The 14,259-nt window shown below is 67.2% G+C and carries 10 protein-coding genes; 3 read left to right on the forward strand and 7 right to left on the reverse strand.

What is annotated here, in order from left to right; genetic code table 11:
- The 3 genes from OG242_RS32770 to OG242_RS32780 all read left to right on the forward strand — a co-directional run bounded on the left by OG242_RS32770 (window position 1) and on the right by OG242_RS32780 (window position 3,825).
- On the forward strand, window positions 1-648 hold the full coding sequence (locus tag OG242_RS32770) for an IS3 family transposase (protein ID WP_331739150.1): 648 nt from the start codon (window positions 1-3) through the stop codon (window positions 646-648).
- Window positions 649-865: 217 nt separating this feature from the next.
- A complete protein-coding gene (locus tag OG242_RS32775) occupies window positions 866-1,570 on the forward strand; it encodes an ABC transporter ATP-binding protein (protein ID WP_331739125.1) in 705 nt (234 codons plus the stop codon).
- Window positions 1,570-3,825: an ABC transporter permease gene (locus OG242_RS32780; RefSeq protein ID WP_405901456.1), complete on the forward strand. Its 2,256-nt coding sequence runs from the start codon at window positions 1,570-1,572 to the stop codon at window positions 3,823-3,825. The genes OG242_RS32775 and OG242_RS32780 overlap by 1 nt, the downstream gene beginning before the upstream one ends.
- A 135-nt stretch (window positions 3,826-3,960) precedes the next feature.
- Here the strand turns inward: OG242_RS32780 and OG242_RS32785 are convergent, their stop codons facing one another.
- The 7 genes from OG242_RS32785 to OG242_RS32815 form a co-directional block, all read right to left on the reverse strand.
- Window positions 3,961-4,554 carry a hypothetical protein gene (locus tag OG242_RS32785; protein WP_405901457.1) on the reverse strand — a complete coding sequence of 198 codons (594 nt, stop codon included), beginning with the start codon at window positions 4,552-4,554 and terminating at the stop codon, window positions 3,961-3,963.
- Window positions 4,555-4,851: 297 nt separating this feature from the next.
- On the reverse strand, window positions 4,852-5,883 hold the full coding sequence (locus OG242_RS32790) for a hypothetical protein (protein WP_331738754.1): 1,032 nt from the start codon (window positions 5,881-5,883) through the stop codon (window positions 4,852-4,854).
- Entirely contained in the window at window positions 5,883-6,659 is a 777-nt protein-coding gene (locus tag OG242_RS32795) for an AAA family ATPase (protein ID WP_136207106.1), read from the reverse strand. Before OG242_RS32795 ends, OG242_RS32790 begins: the two co-directional genes overlap by 1 nt.
- Window positions 6,649-8,172, reverse strand: a complete 1,524-nt coding sequence (locus tag OG242_RS32800) for a Mu transposase C-terminal domain-containing protein (RefSeq protein WP_405901459.1) — start codon at window positions 8,170-8,172, stop codon at window positions 6,649-6,651. The genes OG242_RS32795 and OG242_RS32800 overlap by 11 nt, the downstream gene beginning before the upstream one ends.
- 792 nt (window positions 8,173-8,964) lie before the next feature.
- Window positions 8,965-10,821 carry an AAA family ATPase gene (locus OG242_RS32805; protein WP_331738744.1) on the reverse strand — a complete coding sequence of 619 codons (1,857 nt, stop codon included), beginning with the start codon at window positions 10,819-10,821 and terminating at the stop codon, window positions 8,965-8,967.
- A 52-nt stretch (window positions 10,822-10,873) separates the two neighbouring features.
- The gene (locus OG242_RS32810; RefSeq protein ID WP_405901805.1) at window positions 10,874-11,089 is read right to left on the reverse strand and encodes a KTSC domain-containing protein; all 216 of its coding nucleotides are present in this window, start codon (window positions 11,087-11,089) and stop codon (window positions 10,874-10,876) included.
- A gap of 169 nt (window positions 11,090-11,258) precedes the next feature.
- Window positions 11,259-13,754: a Helicase associated domain protein gene (locus tag OG242_RS32815; protein ID WP_405901458.1), complete on the reverse strand. Its 2,496-nt coding sequence runs from the start codon at window positions 13,752-13,754 to the stop codon at window positions 11,259-11,261.
- Window positions 13,755-14,259: the final 505 nt, after the last annotated feature.

Genomic DNA, 14,259 nt, shown 5'->3' on the forward strand with positions numbered 1-14,259 from the left:
ATCTGGCGGGTCTCAACCCCGCGCCGGAGCGGTTTCACGCGCCGGGATCCCAGGGCCGCGCTCGCCCCGGACCTCGTCAACCGGGACTTCACCGCTCAGGGGCCGAACCGTCTGTGGGTCACCGATCTGACGATGATCCCGACCGCCGAGGGACCGCTGTGGCTGTCCGCGATCCGCGACGCGTTCTCCCGCCGGGTCGTGGCCTGGGAAACCTCCGCCCGCGCGGACGCCGACCTGGTCCTGTCCAGCCTGGAGTACGCGCTCGCCTCCCGCGAGATCGAGCCCGGCAAGCTCATCCACCACGCCGACCACGGCTGCCAATACACATCCATCAAGCTGACAACTCGCCTGGTGAGAGCGGGAATTGAGGCGTCGATGGGCTCGGTCGGCGACAGTTACGATAACGCCCTCGCGGAGAATCTGTGGATGCTGACGAAGACCGAGTGCGTCCGCGGTCGCGTCTTCGCCACCAGGGCCGAGGCGAACCTCGCGCTCTTCGAGTACTTCGACGGTTTCTACAACAGCCGGCGCATCCAGAAGCGGCTCGGCTACCTCAGCCCGATCGAGTTCGAGGAGAAGCACTACGCCGAGCAGGCAACGGCCGAACGAGCGAACCTGAAACCCCGCCAACCCGCCCTGACCAGCTGATCAGCACCTCCCGAGCAACGGGGGAACCTCACACCACCAACTACGTGACATCGGTGCAGGCTTGCGTCAATCTCAACAACAAGCCTGACCGGTGCGGTCCGACGGACTCGCCCGGCGACGGACGCTAAGAACCTTAAGGCGGTGGGGTGCCCCGGCGGCGCCCCACCGCGTTTTGCATGCCGCGCGGGACAGCACGGTGAGGACAGGACAAGTGAGCATGGCACAGGGCGATACGGCGGAAGCGCGGCCGGTACTGGAGATCTCGAATCTCGGCTACGGGATCGGCGGACGGACTTTGTTCGACGGCCTTTCTCTGTTACTGCGTGCGGGGGAGTCGGTTGCGGTAACGGGACCGAGCGGTTCCGGGAAAAGCACGTTGCTGTCCTGCGTACTCGGCCTGATCAAACCCGACAGCGGAACAGTGGAAGTCGCCGGCACACCTATATCCGGCCTGCGGCAGGCCAAGCTGGCTCGTTTGCGTGCACAGTCGATCGGTATGGTCTTCCAGTTCGGCGAGCTTCTCCCGGAACTCAGCCCTCTGGACAACGTGTACTTGGCTGCCCTGCTGGCACGTAACGGCCGCGGCCATGAAGCGCGGGGGCGAGCACAGCGCCTTCTGGAGGAACTCGGGGTTCCGCCGGCTGCGACGAGCCAGGAACTTTCCGGCGGGGAGCGCCAGCGGACAGCGGTGGCCCGCGCACTCATCAACGAGCCGGCGCTGCTGCTGGCGGATGAGCCGACCGGGGCCCTGGACGCCGAATCCCGGGACAGGACCGCGGATCTGCTTTTCGAGGTGCCGCGGCGGTACGCGTGCGGCCTGCTGGTGGTCACCCATGATCCGGGAATCGCTGCCCGCGCCGACCGCGCACTCCACTTGTCGGCCGGGATCCTGGAGCCCGCTGCCGCCGGAGGTGCCGTCTGATGGCTGCAACAGGCGCAGGGGAGCTGACGCGCAGACTCCTGGGCATCGGGCGAGGCGCAGGCCGCCGGGCGGAGGCTGGCGGTATCCGGGTAGTGGCGCTGCTCCTCGCCACTGCCGTTCTGTCCGTCGTGCTGGCCGGCTTGGCAGCCGTCCACGCCATGTACGCGGGGAAGGAGGAACACCGGATTGCGCGAACCCCGGTCGTGCAAGACCGGGCGAGCGACAAGGGTTCCACGACCTGGCTGGTGGCCTCCGATTCGCTGCAGAACAAGCGACGGTTCCACCTCGTCTTCCTGGCCCCCCACGAGGGCGACGCACCGCTGCCTCCCGGCGTGGACCACTGGCCGGCCCCGGGAGAAGCTGTGCTCTCGCCCGAGTTGCGGAAGGCGGGAGCGAGCGAGGACATCGACCACCGCTACGGTCGCCTGGCCGGTGTCATCCAGCCCTCCGGACTCGACGAACCATCTGAATGGCTCGCCTATGTCCGCCCACGCGACGGCATCAGCGACAAAGCGCCGACCAATGTCATCGCCGGCTTCGGCCCGGCGACCCAGGGCATCTTCGCCCCAGGCCTGGAACCGGGATCGGGCCGGGACGACGACAAAGCCGAGTGGATGTTCCAGATCGCTGTGGCCGGCCTGCTCGGCCTGCCCGCTCTGGCCCTACTCGTCATCGCCGTGCGAACAGGGGCTCACGCCCGCGACCGCAGAACCGCACTGATCGCCGCACTCGGCGGCCGCCGCACCGACCGCGCCCTGGTCGCACTCGGCGAAGCAGCACAGCCAGTCCTGCTCGGCGCCCTGCTCGGCGCCACGGCTGTTGCACCGGCCCTGCTCACCGACCTCCGCATCCCCTTCACCCACTACATCCTCTCCAGCGAGTACCTGCGCCAGCACGGTTGGCTGGTCGGGCTCACACCTGCCGCTGCTCTCGTCCTGGTCTGCGCCACTGTTGTTGTGGCCGAGCTGGCCCCCCGCCGCAGTGGCACGGGCACCCGGCCTCACAGCCCAAGCGCATCCCGCTGGCTGCCCCGCATCGCGGGTCTGTTCCCCGTCATGTTCCTCATCGCCGTACGGGGCCCCGACTTCGTCGGCTCCGACTCGGGACAGCGCACCCTTGTCGGCTGGGTGGGCATCGCAGGCACCGTGCTGACCCTGCCCGCCGCGATCGCGACCGCGATCGCAGCCGCCGGCCCGGTCCTCACCCGCTGGGGACAGTCGCGCGGCCTGGCCGGAACCCTGGTGGCCGGGCGCCGCACCAGCACCTATCCCGGCAGCACCGCCCGCCTGGTCACCGGCGTCACCGTGGCCCTCATCGTCCTCATGCAGGCAGTCGCCTGGCAAGGACTCTTCGGAGCCCAGAGCAACGACGCGCAGCGCACCCTCGACCGCATCGGCACCAGCGCCTTGTCCGTCGGCGTAAGAGGCCAGGTCTCGGATGCCGACATGACCGCATTCCTTCACCGCCTGCCGGACAACACCCAAGCCGTCCTCCTGGCAGGCCCGGCCGACGGCCCGGGCAGCAGCGCCCCCATGCGCCTCTACGGAGACTGCCCCGCCCTGATCGCCCTCCACCTGAAGTGCCCCTCACGCACCGCCCGCCTCACCGGACCGCCCCAAGACCCCAGACTGCAAGAAATGGTCAGGTGGACACCACACGGACCCCTACAGATGGACACCCACCGCACCACCGGGCCCGCCCTCGCCCACCGCACAGCCTCCTCGACCGAAGAATCCGCCCTCGTCCTCGTCCGCAACGACGGACACGCCATCTCCGCCGCCGCCATCAAAAAGCTGGCCCACCAAGTGCTCCCACGCGGCGCACGCGCCAGCGCCCCCGGCGAAGACGAACTGACCGCGGGAATCCCCAACCGAGACCAGGGCCGCTGGAGCACCCTCCTCGGCCTCCTCGGCGTCACCGTCCTCACCCTCACTGCCGGCATCAGTGCCATGGCAGAGTTCCTCCGCCACGGACGGGCACTGGCACCGCTGTCCGTACTCACCGGCGGACTCCACGTCTTCCGCACCAGCGCCGCATGGACCGTCTTCATGCCACTCGTCCTGGCAGCACTTGCGGGCAGCGCCGTCGCATCAGGCCTCGCCGACCCCGTCTCCGAGAGCGACGACGCCTTCCTCACACGCGACCTGACCCTCGCGGCCGCAGGAACAGTCCTGGCCATCGGCATCCTCATGTGGGCATGGGCCAACACCGTCTCGGTAAGGCAAGCCCGCCGCTGGCGCCCGCGAGGGGACTGACGAGGATCACGCTTAGCAACGATGGGCCAGTCGTGCCGAAGGCTGCAGGCAGGACTGGCCAACCTCAGCGATGGCCTTGTGCGTGGCACCGACGCCTGGCGTCCCTTCGCACTCGCTGAGCCACCCCGCCGCGCGCTACCTGTCCCGCCAGTAGCGATGAAGGTGTTCGCTGTCCGCCCGGATGACGTCAGCAAGGCCGTCGTCGTCGCTGGGCATCTCGAGACCGAGGTTCAGAGCGACTTGACGATAGGTCTGTGCCAGGGCGGGGGAGTTCATCGCAACGAGTACGGACAGCAAGGGCTGGTCGGCTGAGGCGGAGCCCTCATCGACCAGCGTCAGTACCTTGGTGCGCTCGGCCGCAGTCATTGAAGGGAGCGCAGAACCGAGCTGACGCTTCAGGCCTTCCCAGCTCGTTGTTCGCTGCTCCCGCGCGGCCTTCTTGAGCGCTCCGCGCACCGCGACGGCCACAGTTTTGAGCGTTTGGGGACTCAGACCTGGGGCCTCGTTGAAGGTACGGCGAGGCGGCGTGTTCCAACGGGCGAGGAGAGCTTCAGCGCGGGCCACTTCGGAAACCAGCAGCGTGTCCCGTGCGACGTCCAACGCTGCGGCGAAGTCCGCCCTGACTTCGGGGCTGTCCAGGACGGTGGTTCGCCCTCGTGAATCCTTACGCAGGATCTTGCGTACCTTGTGCACCGCTGCGGAAACATCCCGCTGCGGCAGTGGCGGCAAGTAGGGACTTCTGACTGATGATCTGCCAGTTTTTGTCGGTGGTTGATGATCTGCGAGTTTTTGTCGGTGGTGGTTCGGCGTTTTGATGTCAGTGGGTGAGTAGCGGGCTCTCTGCTGCTCTGTGGGTTGTTGTGGGTGGCTCGGTTGTTGTCAGGAATGCCGATCCGGTGCTGACGTTTTTGGTGATGGTGCGGGTCAGTTTGTTGCCGGTTGGTACAGATGGGTGGGTGTTGTTGCTGGTCACGGCCGTGCGGCGGTGCCGGGGCGTTGCTGGCCGAAGGTGGTAGGCATGGCCTTTTACGGCATGGGTTTCAGGTGGTAGCGGATCCCTGTTGCGGCGCGGGTGAGTTGTTCGCCGTTCTGGACTGTGATGAGTGGGAAGAGCGGACTGTCGGCGGTACGGCCCTTGAGGTGTCCGTGAATGCCGGCGGCGCGTATGAGCTGGTGTGTCCAGGTGGGGAGTGGGTGGACCTGGCATCTGCGGTGGGCGGTGCTGTCGTGGACTTTGACAGCGGTTGCTGCTTCGTTGATGTCGATGCCGCGGATGAGAGCGAGCCGGGTGAGGTCTGCTCCGGTGACCGCGTGGATGGTCAGCGCTGTTGCGTGCAGGGGGTGTGCCACCGTGGCCAGCCGTGCGACGAGGGCGTCCGTTGGTAGGTGGTGACGCTCTCGCGCGGGTGGTGCGTTGTTCGTTGTCGGGGCGAGTACGGGGGCGCCCTGGCACTGCGCCCGTTTCGGACGGCCTGTCACCGTGCCGTTGGACGGTGCGGGTGGGGTGATCCACTGTCCGTCGTCCTTGATGTGCCGGTGGTGCCAGTGTCCCGTGTTTCTGGTGCTGGACGCTGAATGCCCGGTCTGGGTCAGCGCGTTCCGGGCTCGGGGGAGGGCGTCGATGAGTCGGTATGGGGTGGCTTCGAGGAGTGTTGTCAGGGCGGGGGTGACGGGGCGGTGCCACAGGAGGGTGAGGCGGATGCCGCATTGTTCCCGCAGGGCGAGGAGTTGTTGCCGGCGGGCGTGTGTGAGGCGGTCGGTGCGGCAGACGATGAGGTGTCCGATGTGGTGGGTGAGGATCCAGGTGGCGACGGCGTCCCAGGCGGGGCGCTGGGAGTCGGCCCACGTCCCGTACGTTTCTCCGCCTGGGGGGAGTCGTTTGCCCAGGGCATAGAGAAGGTCGTGGGCGAGGGCGGCGGGTGCTCCGTTGGCGGGGCTGGGGTCGATGGTCAGGCGTCCGAGGCCCGGGTGATGCGCGTGGTGAGCGGCGGTCGTCCAGTCGGGGTGGTCGTGCTTGTCGATGACGACGGTGACGGCTGGGAGACTGCCGGCTGTCATTACATGCCGCCGATTTTGCTGTAGACCCAGCGCACGAGGTCTTCGTCGACCTTATTGAGGTGCAGTTTCTTCATGCCGGCCAGGATGTGGGTGGTGATGTTGGCCCAGTTGCGGAAGCTGCCATGGGCGGCCTGCTTGTCGATCGCGTCGATCAGCGCGGTGTCCACATCGGCCCAGACAGGATGGAAGGCGGGAATCGTCTCCCTCACTTCGTCCTTGGACATGCGGGTGAACTCCTGCCAGATGAAGATCCGGGAGGCCAGCATCGGCTCGCGGCGCAGAACCTTGTAGCAGCCGTCGCCCCCGGCGAAGATCACCGCGATGTTGGTGCGCTTGTCGTCCCACAGGTGGCGCCAGAACTCGAACCCGGTCTTCTTCATCCACTGCGCCTCGTCACAGACCAGGACCCTGAATTCCTCGGCGAGTGCCTCTTTGAGGAGGGTGTCGAACTCGATCGGGCGGGCCGGCGGCTCACCGGGCAGTCCCAGTGCCTGGAAGAGACCGTGCCGAATGTCTCGCGGGGTCGGTCCGGCCCGCAGTTCCAGGCGGTGGGTGATGTCCGGTGCGAGGTGGCGCAGCGCGGAGTTCACCGACATCGTCTTGCCGGATCCGGCCGGCCCGTAGACGCACATCATGGCCTTGGCCTCGATGACGGCTTCGATGTTGTCCCGGGTGGTCAGGAGCGTATCGGTGCCCACCAGTTGCGCCTGCTCCAGGCCCAGGAAGTGGTCTTCGCTCTCGTCGGGCAGCAGCCCGTAGTCCAGCTCAGTGATCATCGGCTCGGTCCTTGTCAGGAGTGGGTGTGCGTGGCGGCCTGGGACGGGCCCAGGTGTCGGGCGCTGGGCCGTGCGGTACGAGATCGGGACGAGCCAGCGCACGGCGGTCCGTCTGAGCCGCCGCACCGAGCTCCTCTTCGGCCTGCGCAGCGGTCGAAGAGGTGAGCGCCCTGGGTGGGGCTGCGGTGGTGGAGGCTTCGAAGCGCCGGCGGCGCAGCTTTTCCGCGGCTTTCAGATCAGCCTTGAGCCGCCGGGCTGCTGCGGTACGTGCGGCTTGGACGGAGCGGATCTGCTCACGGCTCGCCGCGGCGGCCAGGAACGCCGAACCGAGATGGCGGCCGGTATCGGCGTCGAAGACTTCGATGGTGTCGTCGTGATGGGGCAGGTGCCGTACCGAGACTCTGGTGCCTGTGCGGCCGTTCATCCACGGGGCGAGGTAGTCGCGCCGGCGCCACCGCACCCCGGACGTGCTGATCGTGTACGTGCGCCCGTTGTCCTCCAGCACGAACGTCGCCAGCTGCCCCGCGGACACATCCGTGAGCGGAGTCGCGTCGGCCTGCCACGCCTGGAGGGGGGTCTGCCCGTGCAGCGCGGACGGCTGGTGGCGGGTGTTCCACCAGGTCACCCAGTCCAGCAGCAGTCCCACGAACGCCTCGTACGTCAGGGGCGGGGCTTCGGGGTCGGCGGTCCGGCCGCCGGTGAGTTTCTGCCGGCCGGTGTAGCGGGGGAGCGAGACGAGGAACATCTCCTCCACCGCGTCGTTCAGCGCCTCGATCGTCCCTTTCAGGTGTGGGGTGTAGGCGGGGAGGTCGGTGACGGGGACGGCGAGCGCGCCCATCGCCGCGGTGACCGCCCGGCACAGGAACTCCTTGCCGCGGTCGACCCGGATCTGTCCCGGCAGTCCGCCGAGGGGGCCGAACGGTGCGCTGCGGGTGATTGCGATGCGCAGGGAGGCCAGCACCGCGTCCCGGCTCGGAGGGTGGGCGGTGACGGCCACCCCGGTGATGGCCCTGGTGGCGCAGTCGATGAACCAGGTCACCCACGGAGTGGCCAGCTCACCCTCGACGTCCACCTCGACGGGTACGTGCTTGTGGTCGCCCTCCCATACCGCGTTGCGGTGTGTGGCCGGCCGCTGTCCGAACACGTCATGCGCGCGCCGGGCGGATTCCCCGCTCCTGAGTCCGGCCCGCTCCCCGCGGGTCAGGTCCCGCCGGATCGCCCGGTGCAACGTGGACAGCGACGGGACTGGGGGCGCGTCCGGATCCTCGGCTGCCCGCTGTGCCAGCTCGGCATGGACCCGGGAGGCGTTCCCGCCCCACAGCGCCAGCAGCCGCCGGACCTCCGTGGTGACCGTGAAACGGGACGACTCCACCCGAGCGAGACGGTGATCCTTCCGGGCAGCGGCCAGCCACCGCCATACCGTCCGCTCCGACTTCCCCAACGCCTGCGCCACCAGGCGCACATGCGCGGCCGTCAGCTCTCCACGCCCGTCGAGGTCCAGCAGCCGGGGCATGGCCGCAGCACGCCCCGACGCGGGCGGGAACACGGCCATCGAGGCGTCCGCGGGAATCTCACCACGGCTTCCCCGCATGTACGGCCCCTCTCTGCCGAGTCCGAGACGGCACCCCGCCGTCCTGGACCCAGGTATCCCAGCTCCTCGGTACCGGGCTGACCGGAATCGGCATACGGCTGACAGCGACCGTTGCCATCCGTTACGGCCGCGCCGTTGCGAAGCCGCGTCCGACCGCTGGAGCCGTCTGGCAGATCGCTCCGCATTCGACAGACCGACCGAGGCACTGGAATGCCACGGCATCATGGCTCGGCACGCCGTTGCTGCTCAGGTTCGCATCTCCGCTGGTCAGAGCAGGATGAAGGCCCTAGTGGGAGCGCGTGGAGAACGAGTTCGTCTGCAGCATCGTGTCCGGCGAGCAGCAGGGTGCTTGCGGTAATTACCAGTACCTTGGCCCGCCAGCGGCACAGTGCTTGTGGCAGCCCGGATTGGGCCGTAGGACTGTCAGTGGCATGTGGGAATCTTTGAGCATGACCTTCCGGGGGAAGTATTCATATCGAAGGCATTCCGACGCATATGGGCGGTGTTCCATGGGTGATGGGCGGACGATACGCGTACATCGCAAGGACCTGCCTTCCCCTGACGGATGCCGCTGGTGTGGCGATGACCAGGGCCATCACGGCTCACAGTGGGTAGCTTCGGTCGGCCTGCACACGTGGGAGGCGCCGACGCGTGAACAACGACTCAAGCGTATGAAGGTACGGCGCGCGGCACGTCAGGCTGGCAGCGCGACGTCTACCACAGATGCGGCCCCGCGTTCTGCGCGCGATCGATCAGGGAGTTGAAGATTGCTGAGAGCGCAGCAGGGATGCGGTCCTTACCAAGGTGCGCGGCGATGCCTACCATGAGGTCTTCCTTGTTCTGAGGTCCATCGTCCGAGCCGGCCTTGAACAAGCCCAGCAGCTGAGAGCTGAACTTTCCGGACCGCAGTGCCTCGATTTCCGCAGGCTGCCAAGCCTCGCGCTCGGTGTTCGGCTTCCACAGCGCGTTGGCCGTATCGGCCCAGTCGCCGTCGGTGAACAGGTCTTCGAGCTCGTTGGGGGAACCGAGGTAGAAGCACTCCTCGGTGGGGTCGAAGCCATGCTCTTTGAGCTTGGCGTCCCGGAAGACGTGCTTCTGGTTCGCACGGCTGTCCTTGTCGACGACGAACGCAACGTCGCGGCCGTGTTCCTTGAGGAACTTGGCAAATCGCAAGGCACCCTCATTGCTTCCCCCAGCCCACAGGCAGATACCAGCGGACTGAATGGGGTACCCGGCGTGCTTGCGGAACAAGATCGGGAACGCGGATGTTTCGGACACCCCCTCCACCGCGACGAAGAACCGCTCGTGTAGCAGAACACTGTTGCGGAACCCCAGCGTGGTCGCGATTGTCGACAGGTGGCGGCGCACATCAATGTCTGCGCTGTCCTCGCTCAGGACTTCCGCCCGAACCTGCCCCTCGTGGGTGCGTAGGTGCACCACGGACGAGATGTCGACTCCGTCGATCAGGTTGAGTGAGTGCGTCGCCACAATGACGCGCGCGTTCGGCCGTGACGACTGCAACTGGATCAATGCCATGATCCGCCGCTGGTGGGAGTAGTCCAGGTGGGTGTCAGGCTCGTCGTAAACGAACACGACATCCGAGGCAGGTCCTTCCTGCGCCTGGTCCTGTCCCAGGTCGTTGCTGCTTTCCCACAAGGCCAGCGAGATACGGCGCGAGCGACCAGTCCCGGCCGACGAGAGCGGAAACCGCCTCCCCTGCGAGTCCACAATGTTCAGTTCCACCCCGACTAGCGCAGGACGCACCTGCACCTGAGGGTCCAGTTCCACCGAAGGCAGGGCACACCGCTGCGCGATGTGCCCGCGGATGCTGTCGATGTCGGGTGTCAGCGACTCGGCAAGATAGCCCTCAAGATCCGCCACTCGCTTAGCCACCTCATCGGCGCGCGTGTACTCGCGCAGCCGGGAGTTGAGCAGACTCTGGACCACAGCCTCAGGCGCCTGGACCGAGTCGCCCTTGAAATACACCATGGACGGCATCGCAGCAGCTACCTCGGAGTCCGCCGCCACCCACGCATCGACCTGCTCCATCCGCTGGGCCAACTCCCGGAGGGGCTGCTCCCAACTGTTCCGCGCATTCAACTGCCCGACGGGCTCGACCCCGTGGGTAGCTGCGAGTTCCCTAAGGCCCGCCAGCTTCACCGCTTCCAAGTCGCGTAGCTCAGGGATCCGGCAGACGCGGCGGCGGATCTCCAGGAACGCACCCGCTTCCGGGCGGAAGCGACGGCGAATCTGTACCCGCTCAGGCAGGGCGAAATGCTGCTGCTCGTTGGCGCTGAGGGTGAAATCGCCCATCACGGTGGTCTGAGGCACCCGCGCGTGCGGCGCGACCGCGTCCTCGCTGTGCACCGGTTCTTGCACGACCCCATCGCTGACATAGGTGAGATCGCGCTCGCTCAGCGCAGTCCCATGAAGCAGGAAGTCCAGCGCGTCCAGCAGAGCACTCTTCCCACCCTCGTTCTGACCAGTCAGAACCGTCTGCGGCAGGACAGGAACATTGTTGATGTTCGCCAGGCAGCGGAAGCCCTCAACAGAAACGGAGCAGATCTGCACGCATGCCTCGACTCGACAACGATGGAGCGGTTTTGGAACAACTACCGGGCTGTCAGCCCGAAATCAAACGGTACCGATATCGGCCCTTCACGAACTGGGCTAGGTAACCGCCCTTACCGGAGGACATCATCAACGCCACGTGCACCTCTGCGGGCACGTTCTCGTAGCGATACAACCCTCCACCGTGAAAGGCGACCTCAAGCACACGCTCCGCCTGGTCGTAGCCCACCGATCGGAGGTTGGAGGAGCGGACCGGCTCATGCAACAAGGCGCCTCCTACAGCTAACGTGCCAAGCGTTGCACGATTGACCGAAATGATAGCGCGGTACTCGGCTGTGCCAGCGAGGTTCCGAAGCCTCTCGTTCTCGTAGAACAGCAGGGCTGCCCAGACCTGCACCTCACCGCTTGAGAACCAGCAGTACAGTCCGTCTCCACCCCTACGCCGCCCACTCCAGCCCCAAGCCGGCGAGGGTGGTGAGTTGGTCGTCGCTCAGTCGGTCCCGCCGGCTCTTGTGGTTGCTGAGAAATACGCCCAGGCGCACCGACGTCCCGTCCGGCAGCTCTTCGACATGCTGCCTTCCGACGGTGGTCTTTCCTTCCCGTGCGATGTATTGCTGCAGGGCTTGTACGCCCCGTTGGAAGGCTTCGGAGCCCTTCCCAGCCCCAGCCTTCGCCGCACCCCGCGCGGGGGCCTTCTGCGCTCGTACAACCGCCCGTGGCCTTACACCCAGCTCCTCCAGTCGCCGCCGCTGCTCCGCGTTCAGCTGCGCCCAGTCCCGTGTCTGTCGGGTGGCCCAGCGGCCGATGTCGTCGCCCCGGTAGGTCACGCCGGGCTGGACGTTCTCCAGCGTGTTCCCGGCGTCCAGGAGGGCGGCCAGGCCGACGTAGCAGCGTTGCCAGTCCACAGTCCATCCGAGGAGCCGCGGGTTCCAGTCCGGATCGATCGCGGCGAGCTGCTCCGCCCGCCGCTGCGCCCGACCGGTGTCCTTCCCGAGTCCGCCTGGCCGGCGGAGGTTGGTGAGCCATTGCCCGACATGCCGGTCGAGGGCGGTGGCGTGCCGGGGCGCGGCCAAGGTGCCGGCCTCCTTGAAGTAGGCGCGGGCGGCGGCGAGATTCTCTTCGAAGGCGGCGTCGGCGGTGTCCCACACCATGCCGAGCTCCTCCAGCTCGTCGGCGCGCTCGCCGTTCATGGTCCCGGCGCGGTAGGCACGCCGCTGGTCGGACAGCCACCTCCCGAGCGGGTAGGCGCCCTCGGTGTGCTCGTAGGGCACGTCCAGGTCGCCTTCGCGCTCGTAGTAGCGGCGGGCGGCGTCGTAGCCGCGCTGCCAGTCCTGGCGTTCGGTGCTGATGACGTTGAACCGTACCCACTTCGCGATCACCACCGGATCCCTGGGGGCGGCGAACCGCAGCAGCGGCCGCGTGTCCTCCTGACCCTCCTCCGGCGGGGGACCGATCGGAGGCGACGGATCAACGACCGCCTTCCGCTGTTCCTGAGGAATGGCCAGCAGCTCGATAGCACGCTCGTCGTGTGCCCGAAGCCCCTCCAGAACCTTCACCAAGGGCCGATACGAGTTGGAGGTGAGCATGTCTTCGGGCTTTTCATCCGGTGCGAGGAAGACGGGCACGATCAGGGTCGCCATTTTCCCCTGTCCGGGTTTTTGCCGCAGTGCCCGGCCGATGGCCTGGACGATGTCGACGGCTGATCCCTTGGGGTCGAGGAGGGCGACGGAGTCGACGGCTCGGATGTCGAGGCCTTCGCCCAGGACGCGGCAGTTGGAGAGCACGGCGCGTCCGGCGCGGCGGCCGAAGTCGGCGAGGACCTGGCGGCGGTGGTCGGGCTCGTGGTCCCCGCACAGCCAGTTCGCCCACACCCGTTTTGGATACCGCTCGGAGTCTGCGGCGTGGAGCCGCTTCGCGACCCGGCCCAGCCCTCCGGCGAAGGCGGCTGCTTCGATGGTGCGGTGGTGGAAGGTGATGGTGGTCTGCAGCCCGTGTTCGGCCATGGTCTCCAGCAGTGCGGCCTGGAGCGCGCCCATGCGTTCGCCGCGGACGTCCTCGTCCCGCTTCTCCGGTCTGGCGAGCCGGGCTGGGGTGACGACCGGGTCCGTCAGTTCCACGACGACGATCTGATACCGCGCCAGCAGGCCCCGGGAGACGGCTGATGCGAGTGACAGCTCGTAGACGACGGGGCCGAAGACCTTGGGATCGTCCATGGAGCAGGCCATGTCCTGCGGCAGCGGGTCCCACAGCTGACCGGCCCCGGCCTGCCGCTGCGCCCAGGAGGGCCGGGGCGGCCGCTCCTTCCAGATGCGGGGCGTCGCGGTCATGTAGAGCCGGCGCATCGCAGGGATGATGTCCTGGTCGTGAACCGCGGCCCACGCCTTTCCTGCCGAGCCACTTGTTCTGTGGGCCTCGTCGACGACCACGAGGTCGAAGACGTCCATGGGCAGCCCGTATGCGCCCTCGTGGGCTTCCGCGAGGACGGGCAGGGAGGCGTAGGTGGCGTAGACGGTTACCGGTCCGCGTCCGTGCCACAGGGCCAGCTGCGGTGCGGACGTTGTGGAGCGGACCTTGAGGTCCCACAGGTGCGGGTCGTCCTCCAGCGAGCAGACGGCGACGGCGGGTCCGTGGTGGCCGGCGGCCCGCCATTCCCGCACGGTCTGCGTCAGCAGATCGAGAGTCGGCAGCAGGACCAGGACCCGCCCGTTACGGGCCAGACGGAGCGCGGAGTGCGCGGCGATGAACGTCTTCCCCGTGCCGCAGGCCGCCACCACGGTGGCCCTCAGACCGGCCCGTGGGATCTTCTTCCCCGGAGGGATATCAAGGCCGCGCACGACAGCGTCAACGGCCTCGATCTGGTGAGGTCGGAGCGTGAATTTCTCTGTACTCGGCATATCGGATCTCCGGAAATCCAGGAATGAACAGGTGGCCATCAGAGGAAGTGGCGATCTGTTCGGGATACTACACAGCACATCAGTGACGCACGATGCGATGCACATGCGGGTGATGCACAGGTACCATCGTAGCGGGACGATGGTACCCAGGGGGAGTTTCAGGCCACCTCGTCCCGGCGCTGGAGTCACCCCCGGAAGCGACTGATGGCCTGTCTGGTGCGGGGGAGCGAAGCGGAATCCGCACCCACGGCCCGGGGCCGGCACTCGGGCCAGGATGATGGAGTGTCACGGTTCGGGGGTGGCCGTTTTCTCGGGATACTACACAGAACAGCAATGATGCACCGTCATCGTGTAGCCAGCCGTTCCGGCGGAGCCGGAACCGGGCGGGGGAGCGAAGCGGACCCGCCCCGCAGTTCGGGCTGGAGCGGAGCGGAAGCCCGCGGATTGGAGCGAAGCGGAAATCCGAAAGGCGCGAAGCGGCTTTCCAAACACTTCGTCACGAACCGCGAAGCGGTTTCGTTTCGCTTTCCCATCGCGAAGCGAT

This window comes from Streptomyces sp. NBC_00727 (assembly GCF_045161745.1).
GTDB lineage: Bacteria > Actinomycetota > Actinomycetes > Streptomycetales > Streptomycetaceae > Streptomyces.

Excerpts from the sequence above, each read along its gene's own strand:
- OG242_RS32800 (WP_405901459.1), bottom strand. The coding sequence starts at position 8,172 with ATGCCCCGGCTGCTGGACCTCGACGGGCGTGGAGAGCTGACGGCCGCG.
- OG242_RS32790 (WP_331738754.1), bottom strand. The coding sequence starts at position 5,883 with ATGACAGCCGGCAGTCTCCCAGCCGTCACCGTCGTCATCGACAAGCAC.
- OG242_RS32775 (WP_331739125.1), top strand. The coding sequence starts at position 866 with ATGGCACAGGGCGATACGGCGGAAGCGCGGCCGGTACTGGAGATCTCG.
- OG242_RS32795 (WP_136207106.1), bottom strand. The coding sequence starts at position 6,659 with ATGATCACTGAGCTGGACTACGGGCTGCTGCCCGACGAGAGCGAAGAC.
- OG242_RS32815 (WP_405901458.1), bottom strand. The coding sequence starts at position 13,754 with ATGGCCACCTGTTCATTCCTGGATTTCCGGAGATCCGATATGCCGAGT.
- OG242_RS32780 (WP_405901456.1), top strand. The coding sequence starts at position 1,570 with ATGGCTGCAACAGGCGCAGGGGAGCTGACGCGCAGACTCCTGGGCATC.